Raw genomic sequence first — 15551 nt, forward strand, 5'->3', positions numbered from 1 at the left:
GTCAGGTCCGGGGCGTCTCTCGCGTCGGCGGCATGCGGGTGATGAGGGACGGCAGCCGCTCCGCCAGGTCTGCGATGATCGCCGCGGCGGCCGTGACTGCCGCCGCCGTCGCGGCTCCGGCGCTCGGCGGGGCGGCACCGGGAACGCCCGCCTGCCGCTCGGCCTCGGCCAGCGCGGCCTGCATCGCGCGCACGGCGTCGCGGTACTCGAGGTACTGGGCGGGGGTCACGCGGTCGCGCAGGGTCGGCCGCTTGGCGAGGGCCTCGCGCTGCGCGAGCAGGAAGACGACGGTCGAGGGCTGCCGCGAATCGGTCATCTGCGGATGCCGCAGCGCTTTGTCGACATCGGTCTCGTACGACAGCCACCGCGTGTTCGCGGCGTCGTGCTCGGCCCACAGCCGCTCGATCGGCAGCGGGTCGTCCGCGGAGGCGGCCCGGTACTGCGAGTACCCCGCCTTCACGCGGGTGCGGCTCGCCCGCAGCGCCAGCGACGCCGACCTCTCGGTCTGCCGTGCGACCTGCAGCTCGCGCCGCGCCTCGGCCGCCTGCGGTGTCGCGGCGCGCGCCTTCGCCGTCATCACGTCGGCCTGAGCGGTGCGCACGTGCGCCTTCGCGGCGACGAGCGCGCGATACGCCAGCGACTCCTCATGGCGCGCGGCGTCGAGTTCGAGCCGCCGGGCCCGGCGGCTGCGCGTCGTCAGGCCGACGTAGGTCGCCGTTCCGGCGCCCGCGGCGGCCGGAACGATCCACCACCAGCCCGTCACGATGAGGAGGATCGGCTCCACAGTGTCATCGTACCCGCGGGGCCGGCCGGCGCGACCGGGAGTGCGCTGAGTGCTGGCGCACGCGCGACGTCTGTGAGCTCAGCCGCCGATCTGCATGGTGCCGCCGTGGCGACGGCCGTCGGTGGCCTCGTACGTCGCTGCGCCGGGGCCTGCACCGGGCTCGCCTGGACGCGCGGTCCGCGAGTCGTAGCTCTCGCGCGGGGGCGAGACGAAGTTGCGGATGCGGGTCCAGAGGGACGGTGTGCCGGTCATGGGGGGACCTCCTTGTGTGGAGGCTAGCGGTTCCGGCTTCCCCGGGGAAGCCGCAGGTCAGTGCGACTTCTGAGGCTCTGGCTTCAGCCGAACAGCAGCGCGAACACCGTCGCGCCGCCGCCGACGAGGATGAGGGCGACGATCGTCACCCACGCGATGATCTTGACGCGTCGCTGTCGTGCGTCGTTGAAATCGCTGTACTCGTCATCGTCCGCCGCCATGGCTCAATCCTAGGCTCACGCGCGTACCGTCTCCGCCCCTTCGTCGCTCCGCTCAACGACCGGAGGACTCGGTCGTTGAGCGGAGGGCGCTCCAGCGCCCGAAGACGAGACGCCTGAGCTGCCGCGCGGGTCAGGCCGGCTCGACGACAGTCGCGCCGAAGGCGTTGGGGAGCGTCGAGGTCGACAGGCCGCGCAGCTCGGCGAGAGGCACGGTGAACAGGCCCTGCACCTCGAGGGCGGGCTCGTCGCCGTCCGCGGCCGGGTCCGTCACGCCGATGCGCAGCACCGGGTAGCCCCGGCCCTCGCACAGGCCGCGGAACTTGACGTCGTCCTCACGGGGCACGCTCACGATGACGCGGCCCGTGGACTCCGAGAACAGGGCGGTGGCGGCATCCACACCGTCACGCTCCTGGATCTCGTCGAGCCAGACGCGCGCGCCCACGCCGAAGCGCATGACGCCCTCGGCGAGGGCCTGCGCCAGGCCGCCCGACGAAAGGTCGTGCGCCGACGACACCAGCGACTGCTGGCCGGCGGCGTGCAGCAGCTCGGCGAGCTTCTTCTCGTTCGCGAGGTCGACCGCCGGCGGGCGTCCGCCGAGGTGGTCGTGGATCGTCCCGGCCCACTGCGAGCCCGACAGCTCGGTCGCCGTCACGCCGAGCAGGTAGATGTTCTCGCCCGCGTCCTGCCAGCCCGACGGGATGCGGCGGGCGACGTCGTCGATGATGCCGAGGACGCCCACGACCGGGGTCGGGAAGATCGGCTGGTCACCGGTCTGGTTGTAGAACGACACGTTGCCGCCCGTGACGGGGACGCCGAGTTCGAGGCATCCATCCGACAGACCGTCGACGGCCTGCGAGAACTGCCACATGACCTCGGGGTTCTCGGGCGAGCCGAAGTTGAGGCAGTCGGTGACCGCGGTCGGGACCGCGCCCGACACGGCGACGTTGCGGTACGCCTCGGCGAGGGCCAGCTGTGCGCCCTGGTACGGGTCGAGCTGGCAGTAGCGGCCGTTGCAGTCCGTGGCGATCGCGAATCCGAGGCCGGAGTGCTCGTCGACGCGGATCATGCCCGCGTCGTCGGGGAACGACAGCGCCGTGTTGCCCAGCACGTAGTAGTCGTACTGGTTGGTGACCCACGAGGTGTCGGCGAGGTTCGGGCTCGCCACGAGCTTCGTGAACTGCTCGCGCAGCGCCGCGGCGTCGGTCGGGCGGGGGAGAGCGGATGCCGAGTCCTCGCGCAGCGCGTCGATCCAGGTCGGGTACGCGACGGGGCGCTCGTACACCGGGCCGTCGACGGCGACCGTGGAGGGGTCCACGTTCACGATCTCTTCGCCGTGCCAGAAGATCTGCAGGCGGCCGTCGCCGGTCACCTCGCCGAGCACGCTCGTCTCGACGTCCCACTTGTCGACGACGGCCATGAACGCGTCGAGCTTCTCGGGCGCGACGATCGCCATCATGCGCTCCTGGCTCTCGCTCATGAGGATCTCCTCCGGCGTGAGCGTGGGGTCGCGCAGCAGCACGTTCTCGAGGTCGACCCGCATGCCCGACCCACCGTTGGCGGCGAGCTCCGACGTCGCGCACGAGATGCCGGCGGCACCGAGGTCCTGGATGGCCTCGACGAGCTCGCCCTTGTAGAGCTCGAGGCAGCACTCGATGAGCACCTTCTCGGCGAACGGGTCGCCGACCTGCACGGCCGGGCGCTTCGTCGGGCCGCCCGCGGAGAACGTGTCGGACGCGAGGATCGACGCGCCGCCGATGCCGTCGCCGCCGGTGCGGGCGCCGAAGAGCACGACCTTGTTGCCGGCGCCGGTGGCGTTGGCGAGCTTGAGGTCCTCGTGGCGCAGCACGCCGACCGCGAGGGCGTTGACGAGCGGGTTGCCCTGGTAGACCGCGTCGAACACGGTCTCGCCGCCGATGTTGGGCAGGCCCAGGCAGTTGCCGTAGAACGAGATGCCGCTGACCACGCCGTGCACGACGCGCGCGGTGTCGGGGTCGGAGATGTCGCCGAAGCGCAGTTGGTCCATGACCGCGACCGGGCGTGCGCCCATCGAGATGATGTCGCGGACGATGCCGCCGACGCCGGTCGCGGCGCCCTGGAACGGCTCGATGTAGCTCGGGTGGTTGTGCGACTCCACCTTGAAGGTGACGGCCCAGCCCTCGCCGATGTCGACGACGCCGGCGTTCTGGCCCATGCCGACCATGAGCCGCTCTTTCATCTCGTCCGAGACCTTCTCGCCGAACTTGCGGAGGTAGGTCTTCGACGACTTGTAGGAGCAGTGCTCCGACCACATCACGGAGTACATAGCGAGTTCGCCCGAGGTGGGGCGGCGGCCGAGGATCTCGCGGATCTTCGCGTACTCGTCGTCCTTGAGACCGAGCGCCGCGTACGGCTGCTCCTTCTCGGGAGTGGCGGTGGCGTTCTCGACGGTATCGGCGACAGCGGTGGAAGCGGGAGTGGTCACGCGGCTCAGCTCCAGAAAATCGGGGATGCCGGACCCCACCAGTCTATTCGGCGCGGGACGGGGGTGACGGACGCCCTCGGCAGGCCGGTCCCGACGCCACGGGTGTATCGCACGAAGGGGTGTGCGGCTCTTCACGAACAGCGCGCTTCGCGCCACGAGATGAGGAGAAGGTCATGAACGGGGAACACGACATGAACCGCCGAACGGGTACGCGGCGAGCACCGATCGTCGTCGCAGCGCTCGCCGGGCTGGCGATCGCGGGCTCGATCGCGGTGCCGGCGCACGCCGACGACGGCGAGCAGCCGGTGCTGCGCCCGATGCTGTGCGCGAAGGAGGGTGTGTGTCTCGCCTACACCGCGCTCCTCGCCGACAGTGACCACGACGGTGTCGCCGACATCGACGAAGAGGCTGCGGGCACGAGCGCCGACGACTGGTGGAGCGCTCCGAAGGTCGACGAGCTGACGGCGGTGATCGGGAAGGGAGTGCTCCCGAGCTTCGAGCTGGGCTTCTCGGAGGTCATCGTGCTGCCCGAGACGTTCCCCGACGGAACGCCCCTGATCGAGGACGTGACCTCGGCCGTCGCCGGGCGCACCTCGGCCCTGGCCCGTATGGGCGTGGCAGACAAGCTGCTCGCGCAGTACGGACTCGATCTCGCGTCCGGCGTGGTGCTCGACCAGGCGGCGGGCGCGATCGGCATGCGCCTCGACAAGGACGGGCGTCCGGTGCGCGAGGGCGACGCGCCGGTCGAGAAGCGCGTGGGCGGCATCGCGATCGGCTTGATCAGCGACGGCGCAGACGGCGGCACCGGTGGAGAGAAGGGCGACGGTGCGCCCGTCGTCGTCCCGTTCGGCTTCGGCTCTGACCGCAACGGCGGTGCCGACACGGGCAAGGGGTTCGTGCAGGGCTTCATCGACATGTTCACGCCCAAGCCCGACAAGCCCGACAAGCCCGACGCCGGCACGCCCAAGTCCATGAGCACGGGCGATGAGGGCAATGTCGTGCTGCCGCTCGGTCCCGAAGACATGGAGCGGGTCATCGTCAAGCTCAACACGACGACCAAGCCGGTGAACGGCGACCCGAAGGTCGATCCCGACATCGCCGGCGTCGACCTCAATCCGCGCCGCACGATCATCCTGACCGACGACCCGGTCGAGAGCCGGCTGACCGCCGACATCCTCAAGATCGTGCTCACCGAGCCCGACCCGCAGGACCCGTCGGTGCGCGACACGAACTTCGGCCCCAACGGCGGGATCGTGCCGGCCGTCGAGGAGGGCTCAGGCTTCCCGAAGCCCTGACGGCGACGAGGTCGCGGTATCCGTCGATCTCCCTGAGGGGATTGACGGATGCCGCACGCCGGCGTAACCTACAACCAAATGGTTGTAGGAATTGAGCTCAGCGATGACGAGATCGACCGTGTGTTCCATGCGCTCGCGGCGGCGACCCGGCGCGACATCCTCCGTCGCACCATCGCCGGCGAGCACTCGGTCTCGGCCCTCGCCCGCGCGTACGACATGTCGTTCGCGGCCGTCCAGAAGCACGTCACCGTGCTGGAGGCCGCCGGCCTCATCATCAAGCGCGCCGAAGGGCGCGAACGCCTCGTCCGGGCGGATCCGACGATGATCGCCCGTGCCCGCACGCTCCTCTCGCGTTACGAGGAGCTGTGGCGCGCCCGCATCGACCGCCTCGATGCGCTGCTCTCCGAGCCGGAGCCGACCGCGGCCCCCGGCATCCCCGACACGAACGAAGACCCCAGGAACGAAGGAGATTGAGATGCCCGTCACCGACGTCACCACCGACCCCGAAGCGCTCACCATGACGCTCACCGCCGAGTTCGCCGCCCCGGTGCAGCGGCTCTGGCAGGTCTTCACCGACCCTCGGCAGCTGGAGCGGTTCTGGGGTCCTCCGGGCTGGCCCGCCACCTTCACGGCGTTCGATCTCGCCGTCGGCGGCCGCGCGGATTACCACATGAGCGGTCCGCGGGGGGAGTACGCGGGGGGTTCGTGGGAGTTCCTCGAGATCGACGCGCCGCGCCGCTTCGAGGTGCTCGACTCGTTCGTCGACCGCGAGGGCGCCCGTATCGAGGATCTGCCCACGATGCGTGTCGACTTCGTGTTCGAAGCGACCGACACCGGCTCGCGGCTGCGCAGCGTCACCAGCTTCACGACGGCCGAAGCGCTCGAGAAGACCGTCGCCATGGGCGCCGTCGAGGGCTCGCGGATGGCCCTCGATCAGCTCGACCGCGTGCTGGAGGGGCTGCGCGCCTACGCGGCAGGCAAGGGCACGCAGACCGAGGTCCTCGACGACACGCACGTCCGCATCACGCGGCTGATCGACGGACCCATCGACCTCGTGTGGCGCGCGCACCAGGAGCCTGAGCTGATCCAGCAGTGGCTGCTCGGCCCCGACGGCTGGCGCATGTCGATCTGCGAGGTCGACAGCCGCGTCGGCGGCGCCTACCGATACGAATGGGAGCCGCTCGAGGGCACCGAGGGCGAGCGCTTCGGGTTCGACGGCGAGACGCTGCTGATCGAACCGCCGCACCGCGCCGTGACGACCGAGCACATGACGGGCACCGACTTCCCGTCGACGCTGAACGACCTGAGCCTCTACGAGGAGGACGGCGCCACCCTCATCACGCTCGTCATCGAGTACCCCGACGCGCAGACGCGCGACATCGTGCTCGCCACGGGCATGACCGACGGCATGGAGGCCAGCTACACCCGGCTGGAAGGAGTGCTCGCCGGGGTGTGAGGCGAGCGGACACGACATGAGCGAGAACACCGTCGAGCGCACTGTGACCACCCTCGTGGCGGGCACCGGTGACGACGCGATCACGTACGACATCCACGGAGACCTGGCCGCCGCGACCGCCCAGCGGCCGGCGCTGTTCCTGTTCGCGGCGCCCATGGATGCCGGCGGCCTGGCACTCCTCGCGGCACGCATCACCGATCGGCCGGTCGTGACGTACGACCCCCGCGGTGCGGGCCGCAATCCCGTCGGCACCGCCGACATCACCGTCGAGCAGCACGCGGCCGACCTGCATCGCGTCATCGCCGCGCTGGAGGCCGGCCCGGTGGATGCGTTCGGAAGCAGCGGCGGGGCCGTGAACCTGCTCGCCCTGCTGGCGGCCCACCCCGACGACGTCCGGATCGCCGTGGTGCACGAGCCGCCGCTGGCCGAGAACCTGCCCGACGGCGCCACGGTGCTCGCGGCCGTCGCCGACATGAAGCGCACGTACGCCGCGCAAGGCGACGGGGCGGCGATGGCGAAGTTCATCCCGCTGGTGATGTTCGACGGGCCGCTGCCGGACGACTATCTCGACCAGCCGGCGCCAGATCCCGCGATGTTCGGGATGTCGTCCGAGGATGACGGCGGCCGCACGAGCCCCTTGCTGCGGAACATGCCGGCGACCGTCGACTACCGCATCGACGTCGACGCGCTGCAGGCCATGGGCGATCGTCTCGTCCTCGCCGCCGGCGCGGAGTCCGGCGAGACGTTCGCGGCGCGCGGCGCCCGCTCGGTGGCCGAGGCGGTCGGCCGGCCGGTGGCCGAGTTCCCCAGCCACCACGCCGGCTTCACGGAGAACCCGGGCCAGCCGGGCGACCCCGATGGCTTCGCGGTGCGCCTGCGGGAGGTCCTCGGCTGAGCGACGTGCTCGACCGACCGACGGGCGGGTGGATGCTGCGGCATCCACCCGCCCGTACTCAGGAGCCGTCACCGCCGCCGCCTACGATGGCGGCGTGGACTTCTCCTTCGCCTTCACGCCCGACCTGATCGCGGTGTTCCTGACGCTGTTCGTCCTCGAAGTGGTGCTCGGCGTGGACAACGTCATCTTCATCTCGATCCTCGCCTCCAAGCTCCCGAAGGAGCAGCAGGCCAAGGCGCGCAACCTCGGCCTGACGCTCGCCATGCTGATGCGCGTCGTGCTCGTGCTGTTCGCGGGGTGGATCGTCACGCTGAAAGAGGACGTGTTCTTCATCGGCGAGATGGGCTTCTCGTGGAAGGACCTCATCCTCATCGCCGGTGGCCTGTTCCTGGTCTACAAGGCCGTGACCGAGATCCACCACAAGCTGGAGGGCTCCGAGGAGGAGCACGGCGCCGGCGGCCGCAAGGCGGTGACCTTCGGCTCGGTCATCGCGCAGATCCTGGTGCTCGACCTCGTCTTCTCGCTGGACTCCGTCATCACCGCGGTCGGCATGACCGAGAACCTCGTCGTGATCATCACCGTCGTGGTGCTCTCTTTCGGCATCATGCTCTTCGCGTCGCGCTACATCTTCACGTTCGTGAACAAGCACCCCACGGTCAAGATGCTGGCGCTGTCGTTCCTGCTGCTGATCGGCGTGTTCCTCATTGCCGAAGGCTTCGGCTTCCACATCGACAAGGCCTTCATCTACGTCCCGATGGCGTTCGCGATCTTCGTCGAGGCGCTCAACCTCTGGGCGGCCGCCGCGAAGGCCAAGCGCGAGCAGCGCCGCCGCAATCCGGTGCAGCTGCGCCCGCAGTACCCGGATGTCGACGAGTCCGTCGCGGTCTCGGCCGCGCTGTCGAACGATCCGCACGCGGGCTCGGTGGGCCTGTCGTCGCGGCCGGTGGACGGCGACGCCGCTCCCGGTCCCGGAGACGAGCGTCACGGCCTGGGCTGACCGCCGCATGTGCGCGTCGCGCTGAAAGGAGTCTTGCGGTGACCCGCACCGATCGGCTCTATGCGCTCGTCGAAGAGCTCCGCGCTGCGGCGCCCGGTCGCCGCAGCGCGAGCTGGCTCGCGAACCGGTTCGAGGTGAGCACCCGTACGATCGAGCGCGACATCAGTGCGCTCCAGGCCTCGGGCGTGCCGATCTGGGCGGATGCCGGCCGCACCGGGGGCTACACGATCGATGCGCGCCACAGCCTGCCGCCGCTCGGACTGACGGTCGACGAGGCGTTCGCGGTCATGGTCGGGCTCGGGCAGCTGGCGTCGAGCCCGTTCCAGGACGCCGCCCGCAGCGCCGCCCAGAAGGTCCGGGCGGTCATGGACGAAGAGGACGCACGCCGCATCACGGCGCTGACCGATCGTGTCCACCTGCTCGAGGACGACGAGCGCGCCGGCGCTCCACGGCTGTTCGCAGACGCGCTGCGCAGCAGGAGCGTGCTGCGCATCCGCTACGCCGACGCCGGCGGCACCGAGACCACCCGCGAGGTCGAGCCTCTGGGGTACATCGGCAAGGGGCAGGACTGGTACCTGGTCGCCTGGTGCCGTCTGCGCGGCGGCGTCCGCGCCTTCCGCGGCGACCGCGTGCTCGTCGTCGAGCCCACCGGCGAACGGCCGCCCGCGCGGGCCATCCGGGCCGAGGACCTGCAGATCCCGTACGGACGCCTGCGCCCCCTCGGCGCTGACTGACCGTGCGCAGTTCGCCGAACACCGACAGGACGGTGTCGCGAACGCCGCCCACTCTGGAAGCCCCATCCGACTTCAGAGAGGGCACACCATGCAGCTCGCATCCATCCGCATCATCACCCGCGACGTCGAGAGGCTCTCGGCCTTCTACGAGCGCGTCACGCAGCGCACCGCGAGCCGGCCGGCGCCCGTGTTCGCCGAGATCCGCACCGACCGGGCGACGCTCGCCATCGGGGACGTCACCACGGTCGCCATGCTCGGCGACGCCGCGGTCGCTCCGGCCCGGACGTCGGGCGTCGTCATCGAGTTCGAGGTCGACGACGTGGACGAGGAGTTCGCGCGGCTCGATCCGGACGCTGCGGCGGTCGTGCTCGCCCCGGCGACCATGCCGTGGGGCAACCGCTCCGCCGTGGTCCGCGATCCGGACGGCAATCTCGTCAACCTCTTCGCGCGTCCCGCGTGACGCGGTGCGGCATCCATTCGTCCTTCGAGGGGAATGGATGCCGCAGCCCGGCGCGTCAGCCGCGGTACCAGTCCTCGTCGATCGAGGCCAGGCGCGACGGGTGAGCCTCGTCGCCGAGGCCGAAGAAGCGCTGGAAGCTCAGCAGGAGGGGGTGCCAGCGCTCCGGGTCGATCCGGTTCGGGTAGCCGGCGAGTCGCAGCGACTCGCGCACATGCACGCGGGTCACCGCGATCTCGACCGCGAGGACGCTCGCGTCGCCGGCCGTGGGCGCGCCGCCGAGCGGGTGCAGGTCGGTGACGCGGCCCTCGAGGTGCACCGGGAACTCGGCGATGCGCGGCGGTGCCACGGTCTCGGACTCGACCGGGTGCAGCCCGGCCTCGGCGAACTTGTCGGCGACGTGCCGGTAGCCCGCCGCCGTCTTGCGCGGCGACACCGGTGAGCGGCCCGTGGTGAGCGCCAGACGGTCGACCGCGTCCACCTCGGCGGTCGAGGGCAGGTTGATCACGACCTCGCCGGTCGCGAGCAGGTTGCGGCCCGTCTGGCCGCGCGCGGCGACGCCGACCATGGCCGTCTGCCCGAGCCACCAGACCGAGGAGTTGGGGGCGAGGTTCGGGTGGCCGTCCTCATCGATCGTCGACAGGAGCGACACCGGTGTGCCGAAGTACAGGATCGCGGGCTCGATCGCGACGTGCGGGTCGAGCGGGGTGAGGGTGCCCATGGGATGCCGCCTTTCGTGGGGAACGGGTCCAGTCTCGGCCGCGCCGACGGCCGCGTCCGGCGGGAATCGGACGCGGCCCTGCGGCCCCGGCCGCCGGCATCCCGCCGTCGTCCGACGACCCGCTGCCCAGCCCGGAGTCTGCTCGCCGAGACCGGGGAGCCTGCTCGCCGAGACCGGGAGTCTGCGCGCCGAGACCGGAGACCGCGCGAAGCCGGGGGCGACGCCCTCGGTCTCGCCGAAGACCCCCGGGCTCGACGAGACAGGGTAATCGCGCGCCGAGCCCGGGCATGTCGCCGAGCCCGGGCATGTCGCGCGAAACCGGGAACGTCGGCGAGCCAAGGGATCGGCTCGCCGACCCGAGGGAATTCCCGCGAGCCAGGGGACGACGCCCTCGGTTTCACGTGAAACCCCGGGTTTCGCCGAGACCGGAGGGTCAGACCGATCCGGCAGACGGCTGCGACCGCTGGGCCCGTCGGGCGCGACGGGCCTCGAGCTGCAGCCCGAGGCGCCGGCCGACCTTCAGCTGCACGAACAGCGTCGCGATGCCGGCGATGAACAGGCCGGCGAGGTTGAGGAGCAGCTGTGCGAAGGCGCTCAGCGCCTCGTCCCACGCGCCGACGGCCAGGGCGAGTCCGATCGTGCCCACGGCGGGCACCGTCGTGATCGAGATGAAGACGCCGACCAGCGCCGAGGACTTCGAGGTCGTGAGCGACAGCACGCCGGCGATCCCCGCGAGCACCGCGATCACGAACGACCACACGTCGGGCGTGATGATGAACTGCGTGAGCGGTCCGGTGGTCGCCTGCTCGAACGTGATGAACCCGAGGGCGTACACGATCGCCCACAGCCCCCACGCGATCGCGGCGCACAGCGCGAAGCCGCCGAACAGCGTCACCGATGCCATGCCCGCGATGCCGCGCTTGCGGCGCACGACGGCGTAGCAGATGGCCGCGAGCGGGGCGAACTCCGGCCCGACGACCATCGCGCCGATGATGAGGATCGGCTGATCGAGCAGTCGGCCGATGCCGGCGATCAGCGTCGCCAGCAGCAGGAACGCGAAGAAGCTCCATGACGGGCGGGCGTCCTCGCGGGAGTGATCGGCGATCTGCGCCCACAGCACGCCGTCGGCCGGGTGACCCGGGGCTGCGCGCTCGGCGGCGGTCGCGGCATCCGACACCACCGCGATCGGCTCGCTCACCACGATCGACCCCTGCGCGGGCACTCCGGCGTGGCGAAGCATGCGCATGACGTTGTTGGCGCTCTCGCGCGCCAGCTCGAAGTGGATGAGGTCGCCACGGCCGCCGAGCGCCGCGGCGGGCACGTAGACGATGTCGCTGACGGTGGGGTCGTCGCGGAGGCGCTCGCACAGGTCGCTCGCGAGCTCGTGCGGGGCGGTGACGCGGACGGTGAGCATGTCAGGCGTCGACGACCAGGCGGTAGCCCATGCCGGACTCCGTCAGCAGGTGCACGGGGTGGCCGGGGTCGGCTTCGAGCTTCTTGCGCAGCTGCGACATGTACAGGCGCAGATAGCCGGTGTCGGCGACCTGCTCGGTGCCCCAGATGTCTTTGAGCAATGCCTGGCGTGTCACGAGAGAGCCGGGGTTGCGTGCCAGGAACTCCAGGATCCGCCACTCGGTGGGCGTCAGGTGCACGCGCTCGCCGCCGCGGGTGACTGTCTTGGTCGACAGATCGATGACGACGTCGCCGAAGCTCACCACGGGGGCAGCGGATGCCGCGCCCGCCCGCCGCGACAGCGCCCGCAGCCGCGCGAGCAGCTCGTCGATCTGGAACGGCTTGCTGACGTAGTCGTCGGCTCCGGCATCCAGCGCCTCGACCTTGTCGGCAGAGCCGGTGCGTCCGGACACGACGATGATCGGCGCCCCGCTCCAGCCGCGCAGCGCCTCGATGACCTGGATGCCGTCCAGCCGAGGCATCCCGAGGTCGACCATGACGATGTCGGGGTTCTCCTTCGCCGCGAGGGCGACCGCGGCGACGCCGTCAGGGGCCGCGATCACCTCGTACCCGTGGGCGGCGAGCGTGATGCGCAGGGCGCGGACGAGCTGTGGATCGTCGTCGGCGATCAGGACCTTCACAGGGCGGCCCCGCTCGGTCGTGCCGGTTCTGCGACGGGCAGCGCGACGACCATCGTGAGTCCTCCTCCGGGCGTGTCCTCGGGGGTGAGCGTACCGCCCATGCCCTCGGTGAACCCCTTCGACAGGGCCAGCCCGAGGCCGAGTCCTGCGGTGTTGTCGGTGTCGCCGAGGCGCTGGAACGGCGTGAACATGTCTTCGCGCCGCTCGGGGGCGACACCGACGCCGTGATCGACGACGCGGATCTCGGCGATCCGGCCCAGGCGGCTGGTCGACACCCGCACGCGCGCGCCGGGCGGCGAGTGGCGGGCGGCGTTGGCCATGACGTTGACGAGCACGCGCTGCAGCAGCACCGGATCGGCGCGCACGGCGGGCAGGTCGGCGTCGAGGGCGAGCTCGAAGCGCTCCGGGCCGGCGCCGAGCTCGTCCAGGGCCGACAGGACGATGCCGGCGCCGTCGACGTCGGCCAGCGACACCGCGAGCACACCCGCCTCGACACGGCTGACGTCGAGCAGATCGGTGACGAGGGCCGACAGCGTCGCGAGCGACTCGTCGGCGGTGGCCACGAGTTCGGCGCGATCCTCGGGCGACAGCTGCGGACCGGCGGCGCGCAGCCCGCCGACCGCGGCGACGGCCGCCGCGAGCGGGCGGCGCAGGTCGTGGCTCACCGCCGACAGCAGCGCGCTGCGCACCTGGTCGGTCTCGGCCAGCACGCCCGCGGCGCGCGCCGTGGCGGCGAGGTCGGTGTGCTCCAGCGCCGCGGCCAGCTGCGCGGCGACGGCGTCGACGAGCCGTCGCTCGGACGCATCCAAGGCGTGCCCGTGCAGCTCGAGCGTCGCGCGGGGGCTGCCGTCGATCGTGCGGCCGATGGCCACCGTCTCGTGGCGGCCGTCGCGCACCGGCTCGCCGTCGGTGGCGATCACGCCGCCGTCGGGTCCGATGAGGCGCACGCCGGCTAGGCCCAGCGACTCGCGCGTGCGGCTGACCATCGCGGGCACCGCCGACTCGCCGCGCAGGACGCTGCCGGCGACGTTGGCGAGCAGCTCCGCCTCGGCCTCGGAGCGGCGCGCGGCCCGCGCGGCGCGTGCGGCGCGGTCGACGACGTAACTGACCAGCACCGCGATCAGCACGTAGAGGATCAGCGCCCACACGTTGCGCGGATCGGCGACCGACACCGTGTAGTACGGCGCGACGAAGAAGTAGTTGAGGGTGAACGCCGACATCACCGCGGCGAACACCGCCGGCCAGATGCCGCCGACGAGCGAGACGAGCACCACGAGCAGCTGGTAGGCGAGCACGTCGCTGGTGATGGTCTCGTCGGTGCGCAGCGTCACGAGCAGCAGCGTCAGCAGCGGGCCACCCACGAGGGCCAGCACGAACCCGAGCACGCGCCGCTTGACGCTGAGCGCCCCGCCGCTCAGACGGGGCAGTGTGAAGCGGTCGCCGGCCTCGGAATGGGTGACGATGTGCACGTCGATGTCGCCGGACTCCCGCACGACGGTCGAGCCGATGCCGGGTCCGGTGAGCGCCGTCGAGAGGCGGCCGCGGCGGCTCACGCCGATCACGAGCTGCGTCGCATCCACCGACCGCGCGAACTCGACGAGTGAGCGCGGCACGTCGTCGCCCACGACCTGGTGGTAGGTGCCGCCGAGCGACTCGACGAGCGCGCGCTGCGCGGTGAGAGCCACAGGGTCGCCCGAGCGCAGACCATCCTGGCTCGACACGTGCACGGCCAGCAGCTCGCCGCCGGCCGAGCGCGCGGCGATGCGGGCGCCGCGGCGCAGCAGCGTCTCGCCCTCGGCGCCCCCGGTGAGCGCCACGACCACGCGCTCGCGCGCCTGCCAGGTGCCCTCGATGCCGTGCTCGGCCCGGTAGGTCTTCAGGGCGCTGTCGACCTCGTCGGCCACCCACAGCAGCGCGAGCTCGCGCAGGGCCGTGAGGTTGCCCAGCCGGAAGTAGTTCGACAGCGCCGCGTCGATCCGCTCGGCCGGGTACACGAGTCCCGCCGACAGCCTGTCTCGCAGCGACTGCGGCGAGAGGTCGACGATCTCGACCTGGTCGGCGCCTCGGACGACGGCATCCGGAACCGTCTCGCGCTGCGCGACGCCGGTGATCTGCTCGACCACCCCGCCCAGCGACTCCAGGTGCTGCACGTTGACGGTCGTGATGACGTCGATTCCCGCGTCGAGCAGGTCGTCGACGTCGCGCCAGCGCTTCGCGTGGCGCAGTCCCGGTGCGTTGGTGTGGGCGAGCTCGTCGACGAGGGCGATCTCGGGATGCCGCTCCAGCACGCCCTCGACGTCCATCTCGGTGAGCTCCACCCCGCGGTGCACGACGGTGGTGCGGGGGGTCATCGGCAGCCCGTCGATCAGCGCGGCCGTGGCGGAGCGCCCGTGCGTCTCGACGACGGCGATGACGACGTCCCGGCCGTCCTCGGCGAGGCGGCGGCCCTCTTCGAGCATCTCGTACGTCTTGCCGACGCCCGGCGCGGCGCCCAGCAGCACCCGCAGCCTGCCGCGCTTCATGTGGTCACCTTACGACCCCTCGCCCGCATCATCGCCCCCGCGCGTCCAGCGCGAGGTTGAGCTCGAGCACGTTCACCCGCGGGTCGCCGAGGTACCCGAGGTCGCGCTGCTGGATGTGCGCCTCGACGACCTCGCGCACGGCTGACTCGTCGAGTCCGCGCGCCGCGGCGACGCGCGGCACCTGCAGCAGTGCGTATGCGGGACTGATGTGGGGGTCCAGGCCCGAGCCCGATGCCGTCACGGCGTCGGCGGGGACCTCGGACGGCGACACGCCCTCGCGCGCGGCGATCGCGGTACGGCGCTCCTGGATGGCCGCGATCAGGTCGGCGTTCTCGGGTCCGAGGTTGGAGCCGCTGGACGCGCCGCCGTCGTAGCCGTCGCCCGCCGCGGACGGACGGGGCTGGAAGTACTGCGGCAGGGCGTTGCCGTCGGCGTCGGCGAACGACTGGCCGACGAGGGCCGAGCCCACGGTGTCGCCCGATCCGTTCTGCACGGGGGAGCCGTTCGCCTGCCACGGCAGGGCGAGCTGCCCGATGCCGGTGACGAGCAGCGTGTAGCCGACGCCGAGCACGAGGGTGAAGACGATCATGGCGCGCAGGGCGACGCCGGTGGTGCGGACGGTGGTGCGGGTGGTCATGGACATGGTGTCTCCTGTCGGACCGT

At 71.5% G+C, this 15551-nt stretch carries 16 protein-coding genes; 7 read left to right on the top strand and 9 right to left on the bottom strand.

Annotated elements, in window-relative coordinates; translation table 11 throughout:
- Position 1: 1 nt before the first annotated feature.
- The 4 genes from ABEA46_RS10285 to purL form a co-directional block, all read right to left on the bottom strand.
- Complete coding sequence (locus ABEA46_RS10285; RefSeq protein ID WP_345544455.1) at positions 2 to 784, bottom strand: hypothetical protein; 783 nt, start codon at positions 782 to 784, stop codon at positions 2 to 4.
- 78 nt (positions 785 to 862) lie between these two features.
- Entirely contained in the window at positions 863 to 1036 is a 174-nt protein-coding gene (locus ABEA46_RS10290; protein ID WP_345544456.1) for a hypothetical protein, read from the bottom strand.
- Between the two features lie 83 nt (positions 1037 to 1119).
- Entirely contained in the window at positions 1120 to 1257 is a 138-nt protein-coding gene (locus ABEA46_RS10295; RefSeq protein ID WP_345544457.1) for a hypothetical protein, read from the bottom strand.
- Between the two features lie 130 nt (positions 1258 to 1387).
- Entirely contained in the window at positions 1388 to 3718 is a 2331-nt protein-coding gene (gene purL / locus ABEA46_RS10300) for a phosphoribosylformylglycinamidine synthase subunit PurL (RefSeq protein ID WP_345544458.1), read from the bottom strand.
- A 173-nt stretch (positions 3719 to 3891) separates the two neighbouring features.
- Here purL and ABEA46_RS10305 point away from each other — a divergent pair, with 173 nt between their 5' ends.
- From ABEA46_RS10305 to ABEA46_RS10335, 7 genes are all read left to right on the top strand, one after another.
- Positions 3892 to 5013, top strand: coding sequence for a hypothetical protein (locus ABEA46_RS10305; protein ID WP_345544459.1), 1122 nt, complete (start codon positions 3892 to 3894; stop codon positions 5011 to 5013).
- A gap of 78 nt (positions 5014 to 5091) precedes the next feature.
- Positions 5092 to 5487 carry an ArsR/SmtB family transcription factor gene (locus ABEA46_RS10310; RefSeq protein ID WP_345544826.1) on the top strand — a complete coding sequence of 132 codons (396 nt, stop codon included), beginning with the start codon at positions 5092 to 5094 and terminating at the stop codon, positions 5485 to 5487.
- A 1-nt stretch (position 5488) separates the two neighbouring features.
- Positions 5489 to 6469, top strand: a complete 981-nt coding sequence (locus ABEA46_RS10315; RefSeq protein WP_345544460.1) for an SRPBCC family protein — start codon at positions 5489 to 5491, stop codon at positions 6467 to 6469.
- 16 nt (positions 6470 to 6485) lie between these two features.
- Positions 6486 to 7364: an alpha/beta fold hydrolase gene (locus ABEA46_RS10320; RefSeq protein WP_345544461.1), complete on the top strand. Its 879-nt coding sequence runs from the start codon at positions 6486 to 6488 to the stop codon at positions 7362 to 7364.
- Between the two features lie 94 nt (positions 7365 to 7458).
- Complete coding sequence (locus tag ABEA46_RS10325; protein WP_345544462.1) at positions 7459 to 8361, top strand: TerC family protein; 903 nt, start codon at positions 7459 to 7461, stop codon at positions 8359 to 8361.
- 38 nt (positions 8362 to 8399) lie between these two features.
- The gene (locus ABEA46_RS10330) at positions 8400 to 9095 is read left to right on the top strand and encodes a helix-turn-helix transcriptional regulator (RefSeq protein ID WP_345544463.1); all 696 of its coding nucleotides are present in this window, start codon (positions 8400 to 8402) and stop codon (positions 9093 to 9095) included.
- An 88-nt stretch (positions 9096 to 9183) separates the two neighbouring features.
- Positions 9184 to 9555 carry a VOC family protein gene (locus ABEA46_RS10335; RefSeq protein ID WP_345544464.1) on the top strand — a complete coding sequence of 124 codons (372 nt, stop codon included), beginning with the start codon at positions 9184 to 9186 and terminating at the stop codon, positions 9553 to 9555.
- A 55-nt stretch (positions 9556 to 9610) separates the two neighbouring features.
- Here ABEA46_RS10335 and ABEA46_RS10340 read toward each other — a convergent pair whose 3' ends face one another.
- The 5 genes from ABEA46_RS10340 to kdpC all read right to left on the bottom strand — a co-directional run bounded on the left by ABEA46_RS10340 (position 9611) and on the right by kdpC (position 15531).
- The gene (locus ABEA46_RS10340; RefSeq protein WP_345544465.1) at positions 9611 to 10273 is read right to left on the bottom strand and encodes a flavin reductase family protein; all 663 of its coding nucleotides are present in this window, start codon (positions 10271 to 10273) and stop codon (positions 9611 to 9613) included.
- 433 nt (positions 10274 to 10706) lie between these two features.
- Positions 10707 to 11687, bottom strand: coding sequence for a DUF389 domain-containing protein (locus tag ABEA46_RS10345; RefSeq protein WP_345544466.1), 981 nt, complete (start codon positions 11685 to 11687; stop codon positions 10707 to 10709).
- Between the two features lies 1 nt (position 11688).
- Positions 11689 to 12366: a response regulator gene (locus ABEA46_RS10350; protein WP_345544467.1), complete on the bottom strand. Its 678-nt coding sequence runs from the start codon at positions 12364 to 12366 to the stop codon at positions 11689 to 11691.
- Positions 12363 to 14888, bottom strand: coding sequence for a sensor histidine kinase (locus tag ABEA46_RS10355; RefSeq protein WP_345544468.1), 2526 nt, complete (start codon positions 14886 to 14888; stop codon positions 12363 to 12365). Before ABEA46_RS10355 ends, ABEA46_RS10350 begins: the two co-directional genes overlap by 4 nt.
- 28 nt (positions 14889 to 14916) lie before the next feature.
- Positions 14917 to 15531, bottom strand: a complete 615-nt coding sequence (gene kdpC / locus ABEA46_RS10360; RefSeq protein WP_345544469.1) for a potassium-transporting ATPase subunit KdpC — start codon at positions 15529 to 15531, stop codon at positions 14917 to 14919.
- Positions 15532 to 15551 lie beyond the last annotated feature (20 nt).

The organism is Microbacterium jejuense (assembly GCF_039544225.1).
Lineage (GTDB): Bacteria > Actinomycetota > Actinomycetes > Actinomycetales > Microbacteriaceae > Microbacterium > Microbacterium jejuense.

What these genes read in the sequence shown, in the direction of transcription:
- ABEA46_RS10290 (WP_345544456.1), bottom strand. Translation starts at nt 1,036, where the DNA reads ATGACCGGCACACCGTCCCTCTGGACCCGCATCCGCAACTTCGTCTCG.
- ABEA46_RS10295 (WP_345544457.1), bottom strand. Translation starts at nt 1,257, where the DNA reads ATGGCGGCGGACGATGACGAGTACAGCGATTTCAACGACGCACGACAG.
- ABEA46_RS10305 (WP_345544459.1), top strand. Translation starts at nt 3,892, where the DNA reads ATGAACGGGGAACACGACATGAACCGCCGAACGGGTACGCGGCGAGCA.
- ABEA46_RS10310 (WP_345544826.1), top strand. Translation starts at nt 5,092, where the DNA reads ATGGTTGTAGGAATTGAGCTCAGCGATGACGAGATCGACCGTGTGTTC.
- ABEA46_RS10315 (WP_345544460.1), top strand. Translation starts at nt 5,489, where the DNA reads ATGCCCGTCACCGACGTCACCACCGACCCCGAAGCGCTCACCATGACG.
- ABEA46_RS10320 (WP_345544461.1), top strand. Translation starts at nt 6,486, where the DNA reads ATGAGCGAGAACACCGTCGAGCGCACTGTGACCACCCTCGTGGCGGGC.
- ABEA46_RS10335 (WP_345544464.1), top strand. Translation starts at nt 9,184, where the DNA reads ATGCAGCTCGCATCCATCCGCATCATCACCCGCGACGTCGAGAGGCTC.
- ABEA46_RS10340 (WP_345544465.1), bottom strand. Translation starts at nt 10,273, where the DNA reads ATGGGCACCCTCACCCCGCTCGACCCGCACGTCGCGATCGAGCCCGCG.
- ABEA46_RS10345 (WP_345544466.1), bottom strand. Translation starts at nt 11,687, where the DNA reads ATGCTCACCGTCCGCGTCACCGCCCCGCACGAGCTCGCGAGCGACCTG.
- ABEA46_RS10355 (WP_345544468.1), bottom strand. Translation starts at nt 14,888, where the DNA reads ATGAAGCGCGGCAGGCTGCGGGTGCTGCTGGGCGCCGCGCCGGGCGTC.
- kdpC (WP_345544469.1), bottom strand. Translation starts at nt 15,531, where the DNA reads ATGTCCATGACCACCCGCACCACCGTCCGCACCACCGGCGTCGCCCTG.